The sequence below is a fragment of the Lysinibacillus alkalisoli genome (assembly GCF_014643595.1).
GTDB lineage: Bacteria > Bacillota > Bacilli > Bacillales_A > Planococcaceae > Metalysinibacillus > Metalysinibacillus alkalisoli.
Genome location: NZ_BMJT01000002.1, coordinates 66,442 through 88,872, shown reverse-complemented (window position 1 = coordinate 88,872; position 22,431 = coordinate 66,442). Strand labels below are relative to the sequence as shown.

Annotated in this window: 27 protein-coding genes and 3 riboswitches; of the genes, 11 read left to right on the top strand and 16 right to left on the bottom strand. The window is 36.4% G+C overall.

Features of this window, described 5'->3' with window-relative positions; genetic code table 11:
* Positions 1–99 precede the first annotated feature (99 nt).
* The gene (locus tag IEW44_RS02880) at positions 100–2,118 is read right to left on the bottom strand and encodes a methyl-accepting chemotaxis protein (RefSeq protein ID WP_188613522.1); all 2,019 of its coding nucleotides are present in this window, start codon (positions 2,116–2,118) and stop codon (positions 100–102) included.
* 192 nt (positions 2,119–2,310) lie between these two features.
* Between IEW44_RS02880 and IEW44_RS02875 the strand changes: the two genes are divergently transcribed.
* Entirely contained in the window at positions 2,311–2,997 is a 687-nt protein-coding gene (locus tag IEW44_RS02875) for a hypothetical protein (RefSeq protein ID WP_188613521.1), read from the top strand.
* A gap of 62 nt (positions 2,998–3,059) precedes the next feature.
* Here IEW44_RS02875 and IEW44_RS02870 read toward each other — a convergent pair whose 3' ends face one another.
* The 5 genes from IEW44_RS02870 to IEW44_RS02850 form a co-directional block, all read right to left on the bottom strand.
* Positions 3,060–3,305, bottom strand: a complete 246-nt coding sequence (locus IEW44_RS02870; RefSeq protein ID WP_188613520.1) for a hypothetical protein — start codon at positions 3,303–3,305, stop codon at positions 3,060–3,062.
* Positions 3,306–3,496: 191 nt separating this feature from the next.
* The gene (locus tag IEW44_RS02865; RefSeq protein ID WP_188613519.1) at positions 3,497–5,047 is read right to left on the bottom strand and encodes a YndJ family protein; all 1,551 of its coding nucleotides are present in this window, start codon (positions 5,045–5,047) and stop codon (positions 3,497–3,499) included.
* Positions 5,019–5,627, bottom strand: a complete 609-nt coding sequence (locus IEW44_RS02860; protein WP_188613518.1) for a DUF4166 domain-containing protein — start codon at positions 5,625–5,627, stop codon at positions 5,019–5,021. The genes IEW44_RS02865 and IEW44_RS02860 overlap by 29 nt, the downstream gene beginning before the upstream one ends.
* Positions 5,628–6,521 carry a DoxX-like family protein gene (locus IEW44_RS02855; protein ID WP_188613517.1) on the bottom strand — a complete coding sequence of 298 codons (894 nt, stop codon included), beginning with the start codon at positions 6,519–6,521 and terminating at the stop codon, positions 5,628–5,630.
* A gap of 85 nt (positions 6,522–6,606) precedes the next feature.
* Positions 6,607–7,236, bottom strand: a complete 630-nt coding sequence (locus IEW44_RS02850) for a nitroreductase family protein (RefSeq protein WP_188613516.1) — start codon at positions 7,234–7,236, stop codon at positions 6,607–6,609.
* Positions 7,237–7,353: 117 nt separating this feature from the next.
* Between IEW44_RS02850 and IEW44_RS02845 the strand changes: the two genes are divergently transcribed.
* A complete protein-coding gene (locus IEW44_RS02845; RefSeq protein WP_188613515.1) occupies positions 7,354–7,701 on the top strand; it encodes a winged helix-turn-helix transcriptional regulator in 348 nt (115 codons plus the stop codon).
* A 74-nt stretch (positions 7,702–7,775) separates the two neighbouring features.
* Here the strand turns inward: IEW44_RS02845 and IEW44_RS16065 are convergent, their stop codons facing one another.
* Positions 7,776–8,573 (bottom strand): S-layer homology domain-containing protein, encoded by a 798-nt coding sequence (locus IEW44_RS16065; RefSeq protein ID WP_188613514.1) that lies wholly within the window; start codon positions 8,571–8,573, stop codon positions 7,776–7,778.
* A 93-nt stretch (positions 8,574–8,666) separates the two neighbouring features.
* Positions 8,667–8,783, top strand: a riboswitch (FMN riboswitch).
* A gap of 87 nt (positions 8,784–8,870) precedes the next feature.
* Positions 8,871–8,987, top strand: a riboswitch (FMN riboswitch).
* 88 nt (positions 8,988–9,075) lie between these two features.
* A riboswitch (FMN riboswitch) is annotated at positions 9,076–9,192 on the top strand.
* 92 nt (positions 9,193–9,284) lie between these two features.
* Here IEW44_RS16065 and ribD point away from each other — a divergent pair.
* The 5 genes from ribD (at position 9,285) to IEW44_RS02815 (ending at position 13,022) form a co-directional block, all read left to right on the top strand.
* Positions 9,285–10,349, top strand: coding sequence for a bifunctional diaminohydroxyphosphoribosylaminopyrimidine deaminase/5-amino-6-(5-phosphoribosylamino)uracil reductase RibD (gene ribD, locus IEW44_RS02835; RefSeq protein WP_188613513.1), 1,065 nt, complete (start codon positions 9,285–9,287; stop codon positions 10,347–10,349).
* Entirely contained in the window at positions 10,322–10,954 is a 633-nt protein-coding gene (gene ribE / locus IEW44_RS02830; protein WP_188613512.1) for a riboflavin synthase, read from the top strand. The genes ribD and ribE overlap by 28 nt, the downstream gene beginning before the upstream one ends.
* A 13-nt stretch (positions 10,955–10,967) precedes the next feature.
* A complete protein-coding gene (locus IEW44_RS02825; protein WP_188613511.1) occupies positions 10,968–12,155 on the top strand; it encodes a bifunctional 3,4-dihydroxy-2-butanone-4-phosphate synthase/GTP cyclohydrolase II in 1,188 nt (395 codons plus the stop codon).
* Complete coding sequence (ribH, locus tag IEW44_RS02820; protein WP_373286123.1) at positions 12,152–12,619, top strand: 6,7-dimethyl-8-ribityllumazine synthase; 468 nt, start codon at positions 12,152–12,154, stop codon at positions 12,617–12,619. The genes IEW44_RS02825 and ribH overlap by 4 nt, the downstream gene beginning before the upstream one ends.
* A 70-nt stretch (positions 12,620–12,689) precedes the next feature.
* Entirely contained in the window at positions 12,690–13,022 is a 333-nt protein-coding gene (locus IEW44_RS02815) for a hypothetical protein (protein ID WP_188613510.1), read from the top strand.
* 36 nt (positions 13,023–13,058) lie between these two features.
* Here the strand turns inward: IEW44_RS02815 and IEW44_RS02810 are convergent, their stop codons facing one another.
* The 3 genes from IEW44_RS02810 to IEW44_RS02800 all read right to left on the bottom strand — a co-directional run bounded on the left by IEW44_RS02810 (position 13,059) and on the right by IEW44_RS02800 (position 14,275).
* Entirely contained in the window at positions 13,059–13,448 is a 390-nt protein-coding gene (locus tag IEW44_RS02810) for a hypothetical protein (protein WP_188613509.1), read from the bottom strand.
* Between the two features lie 160 nt (positions 13,449–13,608).
* Complete coding sequence (locus IEW44_RS02805) at positions 13,609–13,809, bottom strand: cold-shock protein (RefSeq protein WP_188613508.1); 201 nt, start codon at positions 13,807–13,809, stop codon at positions 13,609–13,611.
* 193 nt (positions 13,810–14,002) lie between these two features.
* Complete coding sequence (locus IEW44_RS02800) at positions 14,003–14,275, bottom strand: DUF1033 family protein (protein WP_188613507.1); 273 nt, start codon at positions 14,273–14,275, stop codon at positions 14,003–14,005.
* Positions 14,276–14,503: 228 nt separating this feature from the next.
* Here IEW44_RS02800 and IEW44_RS02795 point away from each other — a divergent pair, with 228 nt between their 5' ends.
* From IEW44_RS02795 to IEW44_RS02785, 3 genes are all read left to right on the top strand, one after another.
* Positions 14,504–16,231 carry a globin-coupled sensor protein gene (locus tag IEW44_RS02795; RefSeq protein WP_188613506.1) on the top strand — a complete coding sequence of 576 codons (1,728 nt, stop codon included), beginning with the start codon at positions 14,504–14,506 and terminating at the stop codon, positions 16,229–16,231.
* 123 nt (positions 16,232–16,354) lie between these two features.
* Positions 16,355–17,005: a 5-bromo-4-chloroindolyl phosphate hydrolysis family protein gene (locus IEW44_RS02790; protein ID WP_188613505.1), complete on the top strand. Its 651-nt coding sequence runs from the start codon at positions 16,355–16,357 to the stop codon at positions 17,003–17,005.
* Positions 17,002–17,967, top strand: coding sequence for a toxic anion resistance protein (locus tag IEW44_RS02785; protein WP_188613504.1), 966 nt, complete (start codon positions 17,002–17,004; stop codon positions 17,965–17,967). The genes IEW44_RS02790 and IEW44_RS02785 overlap by 4 nt, the downstream gene beginning before the upstream one ends.
* Positions 17,968–18,113: 146 nt before the next feature.
* Here IEW44_RS02785 and IEW44_RS02780 read toward each other — a convergent pair whose 3' ends face one another.
* Complete coding sequence (locus IEW44_RS02780) at positions 18,114–18,311, bottom strand: DUF6501 family protein (RefSeq protein ID WP_188613503.1); 198 nt, start codon at positions 18,309–18,311, stop codon at positions 18,114–18,116.
* A gap of 282 nt (positions 18,312–18,593) precedes the next feature.
* On the opposite strand from IEW44_RS02780, the gene IEW44_RS02775 reads away from it, so the two are divergent.
* Positions 18,594–19,193 carry a biotin transporter BioY gene (locus IEW44_RS02775; protein ID WP_188613502.1) on the top strand — a complete coding sequence of 200 codons (600 nt, stop codon included), beginning with the start codon at positions 18,594–18,596 and terminating at the stop codon, positions 19,191–19,193.
* A 64-nt stretch (positions 19,194–19,257) separates the two neighbouring features.
* Here the strand turns inward: IEW44_RS02775 and IEW44_RS02770 are convergent, their stop codons facing one another.
* The 5 genes from IEW44_RS02770 to putP all read right to left on the bottom strand — a co-directional run bounded on the left by IEW44_RS02770 (position 19,258) and on the right by putP (position 22,415).
* Positions 19,258–19,410: a hypothetical protein gene (locus IEW44_RS02770; protein WP_188613501.1), complete on the bottom strand. Its 153-nt coding sequence runs from the start codon at positions 19,408–19,410 to the stop codon at positions 19,258–19,260.
* Between the two features lie 130 nt (positions 19,411–19,540).
* Positions 19,541–19,816: a hypothetical protein gene (locus IEW44_RS02765; RefSeq protein WP_188613500.1), complete on the bottom strand. Its 276-nt coding sequence runs from the start codon at positions 19,814–19,816 to the stop codon at positions 19,541–19,543.
* Positions 19,803–20,342, bottom strand: coding sequence for a hypothetical protein (locus IEW44_RS02760; RefSeq protein WP_188613499.1), 540 nt, complete (start codon positions 20,340–20,342; stop codon positions 19,803–19,805). Before IEW44_RS02760 ends, IEW44_RS02765 begins: the two co-directional genes overlap by 14 nt.
* Positions 20,343–20,456: 114 nt before the next feature.
* Positions 20,457–20,864: a MarR family winged helix-turn-helix transcriptional regulator gene (locus IEW44_RS02755; RefSeq protein WP_229704138.1), complete on the bottom strand. Its 408-nt coding sequence runs from the start codon at positions 20,862–20,864 to the stop codon at positions 20,457–20,459.
* A 66-nt stretch (positions 20,865–20,930) separates the two neighbouring features.
* Positions 20,931–22,415, bottom strand: a complete 1,485-nt coding sequence (putP, locus tag IEW44_RS02750) for a sodium/proline symporter PutP (protein WP_188613497.1) — start codon at positions 22,413–22,415, stop codon at positions 20,931–20,933.
* Between the last annotated feature and the right edge of the window lie 16 nt (positions 22,416–22,431).

The following is a 22,431-nucleotide window of genomic DNA, read 5'->3' as shown; positions in this document are numbered from 1 at the left end:
TTCCACACTTTCTATTATCAAAACCATTTCCCAAGAAATAATATTAAAAAACTGCACCTCACAAAGGTACAGTTTGTTTTGTCATCTCTTATTTTGTTATTATGAAATTTTAAATTCATTTGTCATCTCTTGTAAAGAAACTGCTAATTGTGCTAATTGTTCTGAAGCGTTGGCCATTTCGCCCATAGCTGATGCTTGTTCTTCTGTAATAGCTGAAACCGTTAATGTTAATTCATTCACCTCATTAGAATCCTCATAAATCGTTTTCACCTTCGTCACCACATTTTCTAGTTCCTGAGCTACATGTTTTGCGCCATCATTAGCTTCTTCGACATTGTGTTTTAACGTTGTCATTGTATGAGCAATCTGTGTAAAACTTGTGCCTGCTTCTGTGACTGATGTCACACCAGATGTTGTGATTTGTTTACTGGCTTCCATCATACTAACTGTATCTTTCATTTGAGATTGAATAGTGGTCACAATTTCATGAATACCTAGTGACGCTTGACTCGTTTCATTAGCTAACTTCTTTACTTCATCTGCTACAACTGCAAAGCCCTTACCAGCTTCACCAGCTCGTGCTGCTTCAATGGCTGCATTTAATGCCAATAAATTTGTTTGATCTGATATGGTCACAATTAATTTAGCAATCTCGCCAATTTGTAAAGAATGTTGTTGTAGATCATCTACCATAGCAGCACTAGTGGTAATTTGTTCGTGTAATTGTTTGATCTCTTGAATTAACTGTGTCATTTGTTCAGAACCTTGTGAGGCCTTATTGGCTGTAGCATGGGATTGTGTTGTAGCTTGATGTAATTGTTGTACAGCATCTGTGACATTGTGTGATAATGCTGTAATTACTTTATGCAATTGTTCACTTTCTTGTAATTGTGAGCTTGTATTCTCTGCCACTTGTTGAATGGATGTGGCTACTTCTGTCACACTATGATTGACTTCATTGGCACTTGCTGTTAATTCTTCAGCTGTAGCTGCTACTACTTCTGAGCCACTAGTAATTTGCTGAACAATGCCTCTCAAATTACTTACAGATGTATTATAATGTGTGGCTAATTCACCGAACTCATCTTTTGTTTGTAAATCATATACTTGTGTTAAATCACCTGTAGCTAAATAAGCAATATGTTCGTTTGTTACTGCCATTTCTTGGCGCAGATAACGTGCAATCATATAAATTAAACCTACTGTTAGCAAAATAATGACAGCACTAATGCTCACTTGAATGTACATCGATGTTGTGACACCTGCAAAGAATTCTTCCTTTGGTACAATTAAGACGACTTGCCACGGTACATCTACTAACTTTGCTGTAGATATGACATATGTTATCCCATCTTTTATAATTTCGTCATATTTCTTTGTAATATCTAGCCCTAACTCTTCTTGGGCAGTTATTTTTTGGATTTTTTCATTATCTGGATTTGTTAGAAATTTACCTTCTGCATCTAGCAAAAAGGCATAACCACTGTCTTTAATTTTAATATCGGCTATTAATGATTGGATAGAATCCAACACTAGATCTCCTGATATAACGCCAACGGTCTTATTTTTTATAGTGATAGGCTCACTAAAAGAAACAAAAATTTGATCTAAATTTTCATCATAAGAGGGAGGTTGATTATTTAGTTCCTTTAGCCCAGATCGATACCATGGTTGGTCATGAAAGCTATACCCCTCTTTTTCATAATCTCTTGATAACTCATACTTTTTACCTTCATTTGTTTTATGCAAATAAGGACCAAATAATTCACCCTGTTTAAAATCTTTTTCAAACCATAAACCTACACCATAACTTACATCACTAGTATCTAGCACTTGTTTAGCGATTTGTGCAAATTGCTCTCTTGTCATAGTACCGTCTGTTGCTTCTACGCTTGAACGTACAACATGCATGAGATTTTGATGTGCTGCAATGCGGTCATCAATGGCTTCTTGTGCCTTTGTAGCTAGTAAATTCATCTCTTCTCGACTTGCTTGTTGTACTTGTTTAACATCGCTACGATAATTTTGCCATGTTAACAGTAGAAGAAAAGCAACCAGAATAGGAATTAATATCCCTATTTTATAAAAAATCTTCGCATTACCTAATACTTTACGCATAGTGCAGCACCTCTTTTTACTTAATAATGTATCACAAAACATAAAATATGCGTACTACACTTCTGTAAAAAATATATTTTTTTATTGTTAATAACATCTAAAGACCTATTATTTAAGTTACTCCCTTGTACGATATTAGCTTCACAGTTGACTGTGCAATTTGGTACAATAGCCATATTAGGAGGTCTTTTTATGACAATGACTTTACAACAAATTCAATTTCAAAGTAGTATCCCTCACTATGGTGGGCGTGATTATACAATACCTCAACATTGCCCACATTGCGGTATTACAGTATCACCCTACTCACTGCGCGCTTCTGGGATTGATTATACTAAACATGAAGAATTTATTTTTTTACTACATAAATGTAAAGGCTGTGACGAAAAATTTTTAACAACACATATTTTAAATAAAAATACGAAGGAAATACAATTTCGCTCCATTTATCCACCAGCGATGCACACAGCCATTTCATCAACTATTATTCAATTTTCATCTAATTTTATTGAGATTTTTAAACAAGCTCATACAGCTGAACTTGAAAACCATAACCAACTGGCAGCAGCAGGTTATCGATTAGCATTAGAGGTGTTAGTAAAAGACTATGCAAAGCTCATTCAACCTACACATTTAGATAAAATTAAACAAATGTCATTAGTAGATTGTGCCGAAACCTATTTCCCTGATTTATTTGCACTTATCCAAAATGATTTAACTACTGTATTAAGTAGTGACTATATGACTTATACGCAAACATGCCCTACTGAATTTAACGAGCTCAAATATTATCTCGATATTTTCTTACAAAATATTGAGATGAAACTTAAAATTCGACAAGCTACAGTACCCGTTACTAATGAGGACTCATATACATAAAAAATCCGCCTAATTGGCGGATTTTCTATTTAACAATGAAATGTTAAAGGATATCTAAAGTTTTATGGTAATAATTTAACACCTTTAGCAATACATAAAACACCTTCATCATGTGAAAGAACTTTTGTTTCAATACCCTTTATCCTTGGCATAAAGAAAAATTGTACTTTCGTTATTGTATCTTTCGCAAGTTGAATGATAAATCGTTCATGGCTAACTACATCCAATAAATATAACACATCTTCAGCTTCTTCTATTAATACTATAAGGTCTAATGATACAATTACCATTTGCCAAAAGTAATACACTAAAAACATGCATAATTAGCAAATCAAACAATGATCCTTACTTTTCCATCTCAAACGAACAACTCAAAACAGACAATCCGAGTAATCGTCTCTTGCTCTTAGTAGATTCATAAGCATTTAGTTTGCGATAATAAGTTTTAACATACGTGTCTATACGCCGTGCTGTTTTAAGTTGAGCCAATCTTAGCATATCAGATTAATGATAGTCCATCTTCAATACGGTAATCAATATGTAAAAAATGAATGCCGAATACTGTCATATCATGGGTGGCATATAAGTTACCCTCACGCTCAAATAACTTAAAATCTTCATGTAATGGCAATTTCATTACACCAAAACGCGTAGATAAATATGTGCCTGCATCTCCACTGCCGCGACTAGTTAAATATAAGCCGTGCTGATGAGCATCTATTCTCAGAATACCGTGCATACAACTAAAAGGTAGTGGTAATGCAATATTCATATAAGTACGATCACTGTGATGTGTCGCGTACACTGCTCGAAAAACGATAGCACCATTAATTGAACGCTGCCAAACTCTTGGCTTCTCACGACCATCTATTTTAGGATCTATCATATGAATTTGCCCATCCATCTTTACCTCATCTTTTGTAATAGGTAAATGTAGCTGCGCCATATATTTACTAATTAGATGAAAAACAATGGCCAAGGGGCGAAACCATACAGCCCATTTTACACGAGCATATAACTGGTATGACATTGTATCTTCATAAAAACGTAGTACTTTTGGTGCTACTTGCTTACGCGTTACAAATAAAGACATATCATCAACTAACGCATGATATTTTTCTTGATAGGGCGTATTCTTTCCTGTTAAGTTGCTGATTGGAAACGAAGGTGAAGCATAGGCTACTGGCATATATAATATCCATGTCAACACTATACTCATACCAAAAACATAGCAATTAATACGACCATGAAATTGTAACATATCAGGAATGGTCACTAAACCACTGCCTGTAAAATTACTAAAGGCATATAAAAGAGACCAAATAATGGTGAAACAAATCGCACCAATTGCTATACGGAATGGCCAGCGTATGATTTTAGGGATCGGCGTGTTAAATAATAAGAAGAACCACATAAATAGTGCTAAAACATAAAAGCTTGCTCCGATAATTTCAATCCAACGAGAAAAAGTAATACCCATCGCTACTACAAGAGGTCCTGTTACGATAATAAAAGCGATTGGGAAATAGCACTTCCCTTTATACATTCGACCAAAAAGACCTACTGTAATGACTAATAAAAAGGCTGAATAATGAAAATGAATAGCTGTTAGCCATGTAATTAGTTCACTAAAACCTGTATTTATTTTAGCTTGATAAGCAAAAAACCAAGCGCCTCCCATAGCTAAATAAATGATACCAATATCAATACAACATTCCTCTATAGCAACAAAACCACGTGCCATAAAACGGCGAATTCCTAACCATGCGATATAACAAGTCACGATAAAATAAATACCAGCCAACCACCACGCTTCTTGGCTATAAAAAGTTAAGAGTAATACCGCTACTTGACCAACTACAATCACTATGCGGTCCATATAGCGTAAGTTAAGAATTTGTTCTAATAGTATAGGGACAAAGACAAGTTGGGCAATCGTTAAATAATAATACATGGCACTTTGGGGCGATAATGTATATGCTACTCCTAATAACATAATACCAATTATAGGCGTAATAGCTTTAGAATGACGTAGTGAAATACCCTGCATAATGCATTATTCCTCCAATCCATGGATTGTTAATACTAACATGAATGGTATATACATCTTGACGTTCATCGTAACCTTCTTCAACAACAACATGTCCTTGCAAAAACGGAGGCAATGCGATTTCTGTTGATTTTATACAAAATCTTTGCACACCTGAACGAATAAGTAGCCGCCCTTCTTTTGTAACATGCATATGCAAGTCAGAATAAAATAGCGCTGGTGTGCCTAAATAATCTTTCACCTTAGTAAAATTAGCATCGATTGTCATTGTGGCGTTAAAATAACGCGTTTGATTTGCAAAATGAAAGGCGCGCTCCCAGTAAACTTCTGTCTCGCCTTGTGCATTCATACGGCTTATATTCGTAATATGAAATGGAATTGCTCTCCCCTGCTCTGGAAATAAAAAATGATATTTTGTTGCCATTGTATAAAAGGGCTTTAACCAAAATGGCCCTCCTTTAACCCTATGCATTACACCTTGAGCTTGAAACATTGCGCCTGTTGGAATGGTATAACGCTGTTGTAACTTAGGGTGCAATCTTTTAAAATCTTGACCAAGTAAGCGCTGATAAATACTCATTCATTCACTCTTCTTTCTCTTGCAGCTTTTTGTACTAGGTACCTCATATACAAGTAATACACCAATAATAGAGAGAATAAAAAGCGCAGCATTAAAAGTAAACATATTAAAGGGTGCTGTAATAGTTGCTCCCACTGTATAAGCGATTATGGTTAAGATAGGAAAACCAATCACTTGAAGTTGTAATAAACGTTTTTTATGAAAAGGCAATAACCATACCATAGCAAATAGTACTTCCAGTACACCAACCGCTCTAACAACCCATAAGGTAATCTCACTTTTACCCAATGTCAAATACTGTACCATTGCGACTTCTTCAGGGTGCATTATCAATAATTTAGGTACGATACCTTGATAAGCCCAGATAAAAGCCATTACTGCGTAAATTAATATACAAGCAAAAAATCGTCGATACTGTGTTTTAGGTGACTCTCCCTGCTCTAACCAACGTTTTAGCACATCAAAACTTAATGCTGTACCGTATGCTATTAATGGGCGAAATAGTCGATCAATAATACGCCCAAAACGCGGTGTGTAATCATACTGTGTTAAAAATATGACTGTCTCTTTCTCAGGTCGATATTGCCAATAGCCTTTGCCTTCTCTTATCGGCGAAATCTTTTGCGATGTACCAAAGTGTAAAGATGACGTTTTAATTCCGTTTTTTTCATGAGTCCCTTTGCTTACACCCCAACCACTTACCTTTATTCCTGGCATTACACGCGTGCAATATGTAAAATGCTGATCTGCTATTGGTGATGTTTTAGGTTGATAGGTAATGGATGTAAAGCGCAAATCCCATTGTTCATGTAAATGAGGGGTTTGAGTATATCGCCATACTTCGTCAAGAGAGGCTTGGATTTCCGTCTCTACATAAATGGTATTTCTTTTCATTTTTTCACCTCTTTCTATGTTATTATACCAAAGTCAAACAAAAAACGAGCCACACAGTACTATGTGCCACTCGTTCTATACAATCTTATAAGAAAGTCGTTAATTCTGCTGCTGGAATACGTGAAGAACCATAAGCTTCGCCAGCTTTTTTACCTAATGACAATAATACAGCTGGAAATTCATGCTCACCTAATGCGTAACGTTTATGGAACTCTGCTTTATTAAAACCGCCCATTGGCACGGTATCTAATCCTTGATCTTTAGCTAGTAACATAATTTGCATGCTAATAAGACCTGTATCAAATGTTGCAATTTGTGTTAACACATCTATGGGTAATTTTTCATATGTTTTAGTTGTATTAGCAATCATCATATCACGCTGTTCTTCACTTAAATGTCCTTCATCTACACTTTGTTGTTGAATGCGTGTCACTTGCTTATACATTTCACGATTGCCAATTACTGCAATAACAGCTGAAGCTGTTTCCACTTGCTCTTGATTAAATGCCATTGCACGTAATTCTTTTTTATGCTCTTGATCCGTAAAGACAATGAAGCGCCATGGCTGTAGATTGCTACTAGATGGAGCAGTTACTGCATGTTGTAAGATATTTTGAATTTCTTCTTGCGTTAATGTGTGTGTATCATCATATTTACGTACCGATTTGCGTTCATACATTGTTTGTACAATGGTAGATTGTGTAGTTGTTGTCATAAAAATAAAAGCCTCCTCTAGTTACTTACTTTATGTAAGTTTACATTCGATAGCTTACCAAAAGTAAGTAAAATCGTCAATGAATATGATACAATTACATAGAGTAGGAGGGATTTTATGACTTCACCATCGGAACATTTATGCACGGTCTATCATGATACGGTAGAATTTATTGGCAAGCGCTGGATGGGGGCTATTTTATACGTGCTTATACAAGGCCCTCAGCGTTACCACACCATTCATGAAAATATCCCAGGTATTTCAGATCGTTTATTAACGGAACGCCTCAATGAATTATTAACTGCTGGTCTTGTAGAAAAAACTTATTTAGAATCCTCAAAGAAAAAAGTACAGTATGCGCTCACAGAAAAAGGACAAGCTTTCCAAGTAGTTGTAGAGGCCATTCAAACATGGGCAACCTATATCGAAACAATTACAGAAAAGCAACACACATCTCAACAGTAAACCATTTATGACCTTGTCAATAACAGCAAAAAAGTACTACGAGAGATCACTATTCTCTGTAGTACTTCTTTTTATTAATTGCGTTCACATGCCCAGCCATCTTGGTCGCGGTCATGTTTATCAGCATAAGCAGGATGCCCACGCTTTACACCATTTGGGTAATATTTACGCATTTCTGTACAATTTTTAAACATTGTAGGTGCACCAGGTATGATATACTCACCATCGTTTGGGTTACCCGGCTTAGGTTCAGGCTTTGGCGTAGGCGCTGTAGGACGCTCTTCTTCAAATAGTGCGCGGTTCATAAAAACAGCGAAATGTGCACGCGACAGCGTTTGATTCGGTCTAAAAGTCCCGTCTTCATAACCTGTTGTAATACGAGATTTTACCATTGCACCAATGAACGTATTGTAACCGTTTGTTAAAGAGACATCATTAAAAACGGTAGTCGTTTGCAATGGTAATGCAAATGTATTGGCTAAAATCTTAGCCATCTGCCCTCTTGTTAACGCTTTGCCTGGATTAAAATGATCACCCGCTCCATCAATGATGCCTGCTTGATAAAGAGCTTGAATATACGCATGATTTGGATGGTCTTCTGGCACATCTTTAAACCATTTTGGACTTCTTCTTTCAGGCAAGTCAACTGCGCTAGCAATCATCTTAGCTACTTGCGCACGCGTAATATTTTTTTGCGGTTTAAATGTTCCATCACTATAGCCATTAATTATTTTCATATTTGCTAATTTTGTAATGGCTTTTTGCTGTTCAGAATTTGTTGGTAAGTCACTAAATGTAGCCGCCATACCTTGTGGTGCGGTACTAAAAAGTAAACTTAACACCAATGTTCCTGATAATAAAATTTTTCTCATTATTTTACACCCCCAAAATTTATTCTAACATAATTTTTATTTTCCTCTAGCTTTATTTTCCTTTTCATGTATAATGATTGTCACATACGAATATGAATTCTTCGGGGTCGGGTGTAAATCCCAACCGGCGGTATAGCCCGCGAGCTTTTTTAAGCAGGATTTGGTGTGATTCCAAAGCCGACAGTACAGTCTGGATGAGAGAAGGATGTATAAAATGTTAGCAATACTGCTAATGTTTATTTGTGCAACACTTTTTGACCTCGCCATGATTCGTATGGGAGGTTTTTTTAATTGAATGAGTTCCTTCGGGGTCGGGTGTAAGTCCCAACCGGCGGTACAGCCCGCGAGCTTTTTTAAGCAGGATTTGGTGTGATTCCAAAGCCGACAGTATAGTCTGGATGAGAGAAGGAATACACGCTTTAGCATGATATTTTGCTAGGGTTTGTTTGTGTATGCCTTTTACCCCAACCTATGATAACGGTTGGGTTTTTTTTATTAAATAAGGTTCCTTCGGGGTCGGGTGTAAGTCCCAACCGGCGGTATAGCCCGCGAGCTTTTTTAAGCAGGATTTGGTGTGATTCCAAAGCCGACAGTACAGTCTGGATGAGAGAAGGTTTAGGCAAAGCGACGTGTTTCACGTAGGCTTATTTGTTGATGCCTATCCCCCGTATGTTGTATCATACGGGATTTTTTTATGGAGGTGAAAGAAAATTGACTGACGAAAATTATATGCAAACGGCATTACAATTAGCAACGCAAGCAAAAGGACAAACTTCACCTAACCCTGCTGTCGGTTGTGTCATCGTAAAACATAACCGCATTGTAGGTTTAGGCACACACTTACGAGCTGGTGAAGCACATGCCGAAATCCACGCTCTGCATATGGCGGGTCATGATGCTGAGCAAGCTACAGTATATGTCACATTAGAACCATGCCAACATCAAGGACGTACAGGAGCCTGTGTAGATGCCCTTTTACAAGCACAAGTGAAAAGGGTTGTAGTGGCAACACTTGATGCTAACCCACTAGTCGCAGGTAGTGGTGTAAAAAAATTACGTGATAATGGCATTGAGGTCATAGTCGGTGTCTGTGAACGTGAGGCGCAACAAATTAACGAAGCTTTTTTTCACTATATTACAACAAAAATGCCTTTCGTAACGCTTAAACAAGCTATTTCACTTGATGGGAAAATTAGTGCAAATAAGGGACAACAAACGGCGATTACAGGTAATATCGTACAGCAAGATGTTCATAACGCAAGAGCCGAACATGATGCCTTATTAGTTGGGAGCCAAACCATATTGACCGATAATCCTTTACTAACCAATCGTTTAAGTGCTAATAAAAAACAACCGATTCGTATTGTAATTGACCGTCAGGGACTACTTCCACAACATGTTAACGTCATAAAAGATACTACAGTACCCACTTGGCTTTTCACAACAAAGTCGTATTCTTTTACTGCTCACCATGTTCGTGTATTTTTAGCTAACAATTGGTCTTTGGAAGATGTCTTAACAACAATAGCCCAAGCTGGTATTATGACGCTTTATGTAGAAGGTGGGCAACAAATCGCCACCTCTTTTATTCAACAACAATTGGTACAACGTTATGTTTTATATATCGCGCCTTTATTATTAGGGACTGGAGCTGTCTCTATGGCTGCCACAACTACACATAATCAACTACGCATAAAAGAGACAGCAACACTTGGTAACGATATAAAAATCACAATGGAGGTGGACACATGTTCACAGGGATCATTGAAGAATTAGGGCATATTCAAGCAATACAGAAAGAAAGACAGGCAATGCAGCTCGTTATAAATGCACAACAAATTGTGACTGATTTACACATCGGCGATAGTATTGCGGTTAATGGTGTATGTTTAACCGTTACCTCTTTTACAACTACGTATTTTAAAGCAGATATTATGCCAGAAACTGTTAAAGCAACGACTTTGCATACGTTACAACGAGGGGATGTTGTTAATTTAGAAAGAGCTATGCTAGCAAATGGACGATTCGGCGGGCACTTTGTCAGTGGACATATCGATGAGGTTGGCATAATTAAACGCATAAAACCTGTAGCTAATGCCGTGTATATTGATATTGCAATTTCACCAAGTAGTAGTGCATTATGCTTTGAACGTGGCTCTATTGCGATAGATGGCATTAGCTTAACCTTATTTCGTGTACAAGGACTACTCATTACCCTCTCTCTCATACCTCACACGTATCAACAAACGACTTTGGGGCAAAAACGTGTAGGCGATGGTGTCAACATTGAAACGGATTTACTTGGTAAACACGTAGCACAACAAAGACAACAAGTAGCATCAACAATTACAGCTGATTTTTTACAAAGACATGGTTTTTAAGGAGGCCTATGACATGTTTAATACGATTGAAGAAGCTTTATATGCGTTAACACAAGGGGAAGTAATTATTGTAGTGGATGACGAAGATCGTGAAAATGAAGGCGATTTACTCGCATTAGCTGATTATGCTGATGGAGATGTTATCAATTTTATGGCAACGCATGGAAAAGGACTTATTTGCACCCCCATTCACCGTACATTAGCTGATCAACTCCAATTACATCCGATGGTTTCTCATAATACTGACAATCACCAAACCGCTTTTACAGTAACTATTGACCATCAAACAACAACGACAGGTATTAGTGCCTTTGAACGTGCAGATACGATTGCAGCTATGCTGAATCCCTATGCCGTAGCCGAAGAATTTCGTCGCCCCGGTCATATCTTTCCATTAGTGGCTAAAGAAGGTGGTGTCTTAACACGTAATGGACATACAGAAGCTGCAGTTGATCTGGCACAATTAGCAGGCGCTACACCTGCTGGCGTCATTTGCGAAGTAATGAAGGAAAATGGAGAAATGGCGAGACTACCTGAATTATTAATACTGGCTCAAAAGTTCAACCTTAAGCTCATTACAATTGCAGATTTAATACAATATCGTCAACGCATCGTACGCGAAGCTACCATAAACCTCCCCACTGCATTCGGAAACTTTAAAATGATTGGTTATGGTAATACAATTGACAATAAAGAACATCTCACCTTATTTAAAGGAGACATACACAAACAACCTCCTCTTGTACGCATTCACTCGGAATGTTTGACAGGTGATGTCTTTGCTTCATTGCGCTGTGATTGTGGCCCTCAACTCCAAACAGCTATGCAGCAAATCGAACAAGAAGGAGCAGGTATTATTTTATATATGCGTCAAGAAGGACGCGGCATTGGTTTGATTAATAAGCTTAAAACCTACGAGCTACAAGAAGAAGGTATGGATACTGTAGAAGCAAATAAAGCACTTGGTTTTGCGGCAGAGTTACGTGACTATGCACTATGTGCCCAAATGTTGCGTGATTTAGGCGTAACCACTATTCGGCTGCTCACTAATAACCCTGATAAGGTCACACAACTTGAAGAACATGGCATTATAATAGCGGAGCGCCTACCACTTATAGCTGGTTTATCGCCTATTAATGCTACGTATATGCAAACAAAACAACAAAAAATGGCACATTTACTGGAGGCAAATCATAAATGATAAAAACAATTGAAGCCCAACTTATTGGCACAAACTTAACCATTGGTATTGTAGTTGGTCGGTTTAATGAATTTATTAACGATAAATTATTGGCGGGTGCAGTTGATGCGCTTAAACGTCATGGTGTACAAGAGGCTAACATTGAGGTGGTATGGGTACCAGGAGCATTTGAAGTACCTTTCCTTGCTAAAAAAATGGCGACAACTCAAAAATATGATGCCATCATTGGTTTAGGTACAGTCATTCGTGGGTCTACTACACATTATGATTATGTTTGTAATGAAGCGGCTAAAGGCATTGCTCAAGTCGGTTTAACTACTGATGTCCCTACTATTTTTGGTATTGTAACGACTGAGGATATCGAACAGGCGATTGAGCGAGCAGGCACCAAATCTGGCAATAAAGGTTATGATGCTGCAATAGCTGCCATTGAAATGGCAAATTTAAGTCGAATTTTCGAATAAAATAAAAACACTCTTAACTTACTTTACATTAGCGACATTTCATTGTACCGTTTGATAAGAGGTGAAAACAATGAAAAAACTACTTGTATTACTGACAGCTGTTGTATTATTAGCCGCATGTGGTGCACCAAAAGACGAGCAAGACGTGTATAGCGTAAAAGAACGTGGTGCTATCAAACAAATTGAGGAAATTATCGTACTTGCAGAAGTTACTGATGAAAAACGTGACCCTAAAACAGCTAATTATAAAATGAAAGTATTAGGTAGCATTTATTATGTATGGTTAGAAGACGGTGTTGACGAGGGCTACCTCATGTATGAATCTGATAAAAAACAAGTTGTCTATAAAATAGACAATGCGACTAAAGTAAAAGATACGCTAGATAAAATTAAACCAGCATAAGAAAAAGTGTTATCGAGCATATTCGATAACACTTTTTCATTGATGTTTTCTAACCAATATAAAGTCAACAACAGGTACTAAAATTAAGGACATCCCCATAATCATCAGTGTAGTCGGATGAACCATGTGATAGGTAACTTGCTCAATAACTGCTGCACCTAAAATAACAACGAGCAAAATATAATAGCTGATTTTTGTACTCTGCCCTTGAATGCGACGACCTATTTTTTCATTCTGTTGTATGCCGCCCTCTTCATCTTTTTCTTGCCATGTCATACTCGAAAACAATAAACCAGTTAGCACACCCACCGTAGCAACATCTGTAAGGTTTATCGCTTGCGCTTTCATTATTTTTACGCCAATATAAGCTACAACAATGGTTAATGCAAAGCTAGTCACACCGATTTTTAATACGCGGATACGCACTTGTCATCTCCTTATCTACGTTCTATTATCGCTAGTATTTGCTATAAAAAATGCCCTTAATGGTAGATTAAGGACATTTTCTTGCATTATGTTTAGAAAAAAGAAACACCCGACAAGTCGGGTATCTCTTGGTTTACTAAGTATGCGCTTTAATCAAAGATTAAAGTTTTGTTACGTTAGCAGCTTGTGGTCCGCGGTTGCCATCTACAACTTCGAATTCCACTTTTTGACCTTCGTCAAGTGTTTTGAAACCTTCACCTAAAATTGCTGAGAAGTGTACGAATACGTCGTTTTCGCCGTCTACTTCGATGAAGCCAAAACCTTTTTCTGAGTTAAACCATTTTACTGTACCTTGTTTCATTTGAGAAAACCTCCAAAAAATAAATGTAACAATATGCAAATCTTCATAGATATAAAAATCCACATATTACAAAAAGTATCGAACCTAACCCGATCACTCTTTGTAATATGTGAATCTCTGGTTTCCGATGAATCTTTAAATTGTTAAACTTAGTATATCGCTCATTCATAAATTTGTCAATTAAATATGCAAATTAATCTTTGATTATAAATAAACCGTGATAAATTTGCGCATCATCTTCACAAGCTTCACAATATACAATCTCATCATCTGACCAAAATACGTTGTATTGCTCTTTCGTTTGTTCATGGTCATACATTGCTTTAAATTTCATGATTAAAGCTTGTAATGCCTCATTCGCTTCGTTTTCTGTAGTATAGCTCATACGCTGCTCGATTTGTTCTTCCCAACCTTCAAACTGCCACCAAGGCTCATAATCCGCTACCATATAAATGACATGATACATGTTAACTCGACCTTTCCTTCTATATAAAGTAGTTCCAAAGACTGCGCAATAGTAATGACATTATTTTAATCATACGTCATTTTTTTGTATTACGCTATTTATTACGCTTCATATGATAAATAGGTTTCAAAAACCGTATATTAGCTAATTTTTGTACCAAATTAAGTAGTCATATGATACTATTAAAATACAAAATACTTAATGCGATTAGTAGGAGGTTATTCTTGGATGTTCAGTTCTTTGAGACCTAAAGCTGAGTTAGATGACTTATTAAAACGCGGTACAGATTTACCTGTCACCGGGCGTTTCAAAGATAATTTAGCATTTAATCACTTTACAAAAAAAAGTCAGGCACATTTAAAAGAGTTATATGAAAAACTGCAAAATATTCAACCCTCTATGCAGCAGATTTTCACTAATTATCTCGCTGAGATTTCACCAACAGGCGCCAACCGTATTGAAATGAAATATGTAGAGCGTTACTTAGAGATGTTCTTTCTTTATGAACGCGATATTAAATATGTGGATGCAACCGTTAAATTTTTCAACATGTTCCGTGAACGTGGTTATGAGGCAGGTAAGGTAATAGTTGTCTTTAATCAGTTTGCCTTTTATGTGACTACACATATTTTACATAACTTCGGTTTAAAACCTAATACTGCTTTTCAGTACTTACGCTCCTTCCAAGCAGCAATTAATGTCGATCAACAATTGTTAGTAGAGGCACAAGATGAGCGCTTAATGGAAAAAGTAGTTGGCGAGATTTCTACACTAATGGATGCCAATGCTAAAATTATGTATATGAAAGACCTTGTCTTTAGTTTGGATCGCCAAGGCGAAGAATTGCAGTCATCTACTGCCGCTACTGAACAAATTGCTGCCTCTATTAACGAAGTAGCTCGTTCATCTGCACGCATATCAGAAAAAACAACAGAATCTGTCGATAATGCGGTTACAGGTAAAAATGCAATTGAACATGCCTTGTCTGAAATCTTTAAAACAGAAGAAACATTCTCTTCTATTGTAAGTTCTTTTGCTGAATTGCAAAAACGAGTTAATGATATTGAAAGTGTAGTGACATTGATTAACCAAATTGCTGACCAAACGAACTTGCTAGCGCTTAATGCCTCTATTGAAGCAGCAAGAGCGGGTGAGCATGGTAAAGGTTTTGCTGTTGTTGCTCAAGAAGTACGTAAATTAGCTGAAGGTACAGTATCTGCGTTAAGTGAAGTATCATCTAATGTACAACACTTAAAGAGTTATTCTAACGATGTATCAAAATCTATTACTGAAACGACAGGCATTATTAAAGAAGCCACTACAGAAGCTCGCGAGTCACTACCGCTCCTTAATGCCATTGTCGATGCTATTGAGGATATTAATTTAGATGTGACCAATACAGCCGCTATTTCTGAAGAACAAGCAGCCGCAATCGATGAAGTATCTACACGGATGGTAGAGATTTCTGATTTACAAGAAGATATTCGTGAACATGGTTCTAAAACGTCTGTCGATATTCATGCTATGGGACAAGAAATTAATCGTTTCCGTCTCAATTTGATTGAGCAAAACAATATTCAATTATCTAGTATTGCTTTATTACAACTATCAAAAGCTGACCATATTTTATGGAAATGGCGCGTATACAATATGTTCCTTGGACTTGAACAAATTGACCCAAGCTCTGTGACCAGCCACCATGACTGTCGCTTAGGAAAATGGTACGACTTACCTCGTACAAAAGAACGTTTCAGCAACTCTAAAGATTATATTGACTTAGAGCCTTATCACATTGATGTGCATAACAATGCTAAACTTGCCGTTGAAGCGTATAATCGTGGCAATATTGCAGAAGGCGAGAACTATTTAAAAGAATTAGAAGTAGCTTCTCAACATGTGTTGCACTATATTAATCATTTAATTGAACAACTCGAACAAGAACGTTTAATGCGCTAAGTATTAGCCGTCCTCTCATAGGGCGGCTTTTTTCTTGTGAAGTTTCTGTTTTATAAACATAAATCGAAACTTTTTAGTCAAATTACCGTATAATAAAGTAGAGATATAAGGAGGGGTTTTATTATGTTATCCATTGGTCAAGGCTTCCTTCGCCATTTTATAAATATTTTTAGTGCTAGTGTCTTAACAGGTGGTGCATTGTCGACATTCACATTATCAGGTTGGTTTGTGATACCTGTATTTGCCGGGATTTATGGCATTACAAACTTAACTATGCGCAGTATTCAAAAGTTCCGTAAACGTCGTCACTCAGGGTTAACACGTGTTGAGTTTAAACATGTTGATGAACAATTAAAAATTGCCAATCAAAAAATCGCAGTGCTCAACAAATACTATTTACAAGTTCGCTCTATGAATTCCTTTAAACAATTACACGAAATCGCGCGCGTATCAAAAAATATTGTGAAATTAGTACGTGCAGAGCCAGCTAAATTTTTCGCAGCTGAGTCATTCTTTTATGCGCATTTAGACTCTGCGGTAACATTAACAGAAAAATATAGCTTGCTATCTCGCCAACCTGTAAAAGATAGCGAGTTAACCATTGCATTAGCAGATACAAGAGAGACATTAAATGACTTAACTGAACTCTTAAAACTTGATTTAAAACAAACTATTGCTAGCGATATTGAGACATTACATTTAGAAATTGACTTTGCTAAACATTCACAACAAAAACGAAAAAAAGAGTTGGAATGGCGAGGCGATGATCAATGACAAACACCTATGAACTATTAACACCTGAAGAACAAGGGCTCGCTTTAAAACTTGCTGGTGAACTCAATTTAAAAGATTATAATACTGTCCTACAATTTGGCAAGCGTACACAATTAGCTATCTCGCAATTTTCGGATCGATTGCTTTTTCAAATGAAGAAAAGTGATGTCTCACGTATTGGTGGCACATTACAAAATTTAATCACAACGATTCGTGCTGTAGACCCAAGTGATTTTGATGAGGAAGAAACAGGTTTTTTACGCAAACTATTTAAACGTAAAAGCTTATCTCCACAACTCATTATGAATTATGAACGCATTAATGTGCAAATTGACCGTATTGATATTCAATTACAACATGCCAAAAAGCAACTGCTTGAGGATATTGACACATTAGAGCAGTTATTTACTGTCAATCAATCCTACTATCATGACTTAAATACGCATATTGCAGCTGGTGAAATGAAAATGCTCGACTTTGAACGCAATGTGTTACCTGCTTTTGAACAAGAAGCTCGCGAAAATCCAACAGGTTTTGCACCTCAACATTATGAAGATGCCAAAGCGCAGCTAGAAAGCTTAGAAAAACGTCTTTATGATTTGCAAATCGCACGTGAGCTGACCATTCAAGCTGCACCACAAATTCGGATGATTCAGCAAGCTAATCAGCAACTTGCTGAAAAAATTCAAATGTCGATTATGACAACAGTCCCTCTTTGGAAAAGCCAAATGAGTATGTTAATTAATCTACAGCGTGAAAAACAACATAAGCGCTTACAGCAACGTATGGCACAAGCAAATGAGGCAATGCAGTCGCATACGAATGCCATACCAAGTGTAAAAGCATTAAAAAGCACACAAAATGAGTTGTTACAACAAGTTGAAGAAACATTACAATTACAACATGAAACAACAGTACAAAAACAGGAAGTCGAACAACATATGCGTTCTTTAGTAAAATAATAAAAAATGTGAGGCGATTTTGAAAATCGTCTCACATTTTTTTGCTTTCAATTATATCAATTGATTCATTTAGCCAAGAAAGTTGTCACTTGAATTTGATATTTTGCATCAAAATCACGTTATGTCCCAGCCTCTTTTTGTTATACTTAAGCAAAGTATGTTTTATAATAGCCACCAATATGACCTGTATTGTCAATAACAAAAATAAACTCTTCTGTCTCATTTTTGACTTCATACGTTTTACCGACAGTTAATACATTAGATACTAAGTATTTAGCTGCATCTGTATGTGTACAAGTGACTGTACGAATAGTTGGTGCGTCTTTCCAATTTAAATGTAACATATTTATTTCTCTCCTAACACATAAGTTATTATTAGTTTAGCTCATTTTACAACATTTGTGGAGAGCTGGAGGTGAAGTTCTTGATTTTATTAGGTGGGTTTAGCGGTGTACCTGTATGGTTTTTTATTATTGCATTTGCTCTTATTATATTTTTTATCATTTTATCTGAATGGAACTCTCGTAAGTGACATAATTTATGTTAACTATAATAAAATTAAAGTTGACTCAAATGATTTATTTCTCTACAATTAATGCTATACGCATAATTAAAGGAGGAATTCGATGTCAACATCTGTCAATCAACCAACCAAATCGACTAAATTTACTACTCTCGATCTCGTTTATTGTGGTGTATTTTCCACATTGATGATGATTGGAGCAAATATTACTGCATTCGCACCTTTTATGGTTATAGGTGGCGTCCCTATTACATTACAATCTTTTTTTGCTACATTAGCTGGTTTATTGTTAGGTGCGCGTAAAGGAGCCATTGCTATGCTCGTTTACACATTAGTCGGTTTGGCAGGAGCACCTGTTTTTGCACAATTTAAAGGTGGGTTTTCTACTGTGCTATCGCCAACATTCGGCTTTATTATTGTCTTTATTTTAATTGCTTATATTATTGGAAAAATGACAGAAAAAAAAGCTAGCATTAAACGCTATGTCACAGCTTCTCTCATTGGTACTATTATCACTTACATTATAGGAACAAATTGGATGTATATTGCCTATCTATTTTGGTTTGATGCTCCTACTGGTTTTAATTACTGGATGGCTTGGGCTTGGATGCTTGGGCCTCTACCGAAAGATATTTTACTTGGTATTTTTGCGGGATTCTTTGGTTTTCGCATGCATAACATATTACGTATCAATAAATATTAATTACTCTTATAACCATATAAAAAAGCACACATGAATTTAATCGTTTTCATGTGTGCTTTTTATATTATTGATTATTGAGTTGTTTGGTTAATACTTCTACCTTAGCTTCGATTTGTTGCAATGTTGTTGAATTATTAATCGCATTTCGTATTATAGCATATAACACAAATGAATTGATTACTGTAAAAATAATAATCAGTAAAATAAATTCTCCCATCTGGCTACCCTCCTCTTACTATCTCTTTTATCATAACAATTTTATCCATTAAATCAAAATGATTATAAAAGAAGGTAATACCATTCATTACTTAGTATAGGATGAACATAAGCAGCATTCTTATTTTACATTAATCTGTTAGTGATGTTTGCCAAAAAAACTGAGCTTTACACCAGCGTAATACCTTTTTACTCAAATAAGCGAACCAAATAAACAAACCACTCAATACAATACCAAATGGTACGCTTAATGCAACTGGCACATACGCCATTGATACTTCAGTAAAGCCTAGTGTACGTATCACACCAGCTATGACCGCCAAAATGGCACATACTATCATCCCAATATATAACACTGTAAAAATCAACGTCAGTATGAGTGCAATGGGTACTTTAATATACTTCAATAACTTCACCCACTTTCGCCATAGGATGAATATGATAACTTTTTTTGTAGTACACTTTATCAATTTTACACTTTGCTCCAATACGTATTACATCTGCATGTACTGTATTTGCTTTCACAGCCTCAAGTATTACTTCTTGTCCTATTATTGCATTACAATGACACTGCTTGAATAATGTCCACATAGGTTTAATATGAATTATTTCCGCTTGTAAAGTTTGTATAGCACTTGTACCACTCAATAATAAGGTAAAGTGCTTAGCTTCAATTTGTTGAATATGTAAATTTCCACGATGTTTTAACACTGTGGTCTCAAGCTTATGAGCTTTAATCAAACCATCACTTTCTATTTGTTGTACCTTGATATCTTGCGCCTTCAATACCCCTCTACTTATCACGTTTACTGCTTGTAAATCTCCTTTAATAAAACAACTACCTGTACTTTTCAGTTGCTCAATTGCGACATCATGCTGATAGGTTTTATGCCCTTGTATTACAACTTGGCTTATGTGTTTAGTATTAACCATTTACTTCATCTCCTATATATTTTAATAACTAAAATATATATTATTTAAAGTATTTATTCAAGCTTTTTATCACAAAAAAGAAGAGTCGCCAATTAGCGACTCTTCTTATCATTATCAATTATCGTAATTTGTAATCGTTTGCATAAGTTGATTTACTTGCTTGAGCGTTGTAGTAATATGCTCGATTTTATCTGTCGAAAACTTGTGAAACAATGATTCGACTAATAAATATCCTTCATCTGTTAGCCGAATCTTGACGACACGACGATCTTGCTGGTCACGTGCACGCATCACGAGCGACTGTTTTTCTAATTTATCACAGATTGCTGTAACTGCACCAGGTGTAACACCAACAAAATCAGCAATTTCTGTTACTTTCATGCCTCCATTTACTGCTAGTTGGACTAACAATGTCAATTGACTAGCTGGTAATACTTCATCTGCTGTTAACAATTGTAAAAATTGTTTTGATTGATGTTGGATTTGCACAATCTCTTCCATCATTGTTTTATACTCATTCATCATCATCACTGCCTATTTTATATGATGTTATTATCATAACGCAAAACAGGGAGTTGGTGTTATCTTTTATTTTTTAGCAGCTTTGATGTGACGTTTCATCTCTGTAAAATCTGCATCGATGGCTTCATTTTTTTCATAGGTGATTAGACTGACAATAACAGTAATAACCATACCTAAAGCAAACCCCGGTACAATCTCGTAAATTGTGCTTTTTAGCACCTCCATACTACCCCAAATAAACGAGACAATCGCTCCTGTCACCATACCTGCCATTGCTCCTTTAGCTGTAATTTTACGCCAATATAAACTTAATAAAATAACAGGACCAAAAGCACTACCAAATCCCGCCCAAGCAAATGATACTAACTCCAAAATAGATTCATTATTCGGCCAAGCTAATAAAATAGCAACAATTGATACCGTTAAAACGGCTAAACGTCCTAACAATACATAATGTTTCTCATCGTGCGCCTTTTTATCAAATACTTTATATAAGTCTTCAATCAAGGCAGAGGAAGTGACGATTAACTGTGAGGAAATTGTGCTCATTACAGCAGATAACACAGCGGCTAAAATCACACCTGAAATAATTGGATGGAATAAAATCTGCCCTAACACAATAAAAATAGTTTCATGATCAGCTAATGTTTCGCCTTGCTGTAAAAAATAAGCATAGCCTACTAATGCTGTTGCAGCTGCACCCACTAAACTAAGAAACATCCAACTCATGCCAATGAGGCGTGCACGTTTTGTTTCTTTAATCGTTTTAATGGCCATAAAACGAACGATAATATGAGGCTGACCAAAATAACCTAATCCCCAGGCCAAAGACGAAATCACCCCTAAAAAAGTCACACCTTTCACTAAACTTAAATGTGTAGCATCTGCTTGGCGAATTGTTTCGATCGTTTCGCTTATCCCACCTGTTAATGTTAATCCTACAATTGGCACTAAAATAAGAGATAAGAACATAATCAGCCCTTGCACAACATCTGTATAACTTACTGCTAAGAAGCCACCAAATAGCGTATAGGCGACGACAACGGCTGCCACAATTAACAAACCATAATGATAATTTAATGAAAAAGAACTCTCAAAAAATTTACCTCCTGATACCATACCTGAGGAAACGTAGAATGTAAAAAATACTAATATAATAATACTAGAAAAAATACGAAGCAATCGACTTGTATCGCCAAGGCGATTCTCTAAAAAGCTTGGAATCGTAATCGTGTTATTAACAGCAGTATAAGCACGTAAACGAGGAGCCACAATCAGCCAGTTCATGTAAGCACCCATCAGTAAGCCTATGGCCATCCATGCTTCTGCTAAACCTGTTAAATAAATGGCACCTGGTAATGCCATTAATAACCACCCCGACATATCTGCCGCGCCTGCGCTTAATGCTGTAGTTAATGGACCAAGTGAACGTCCACCTAACATATAATCGGTTAGGCTTGCTGTACGCCGATAAGCATACCACCCAATGTAAAGTAGTAATGCCATATATAATATGATGGCAATCAATTGATATGTTTGTTCTTGTGTCATCCTCTACCTCATTTCA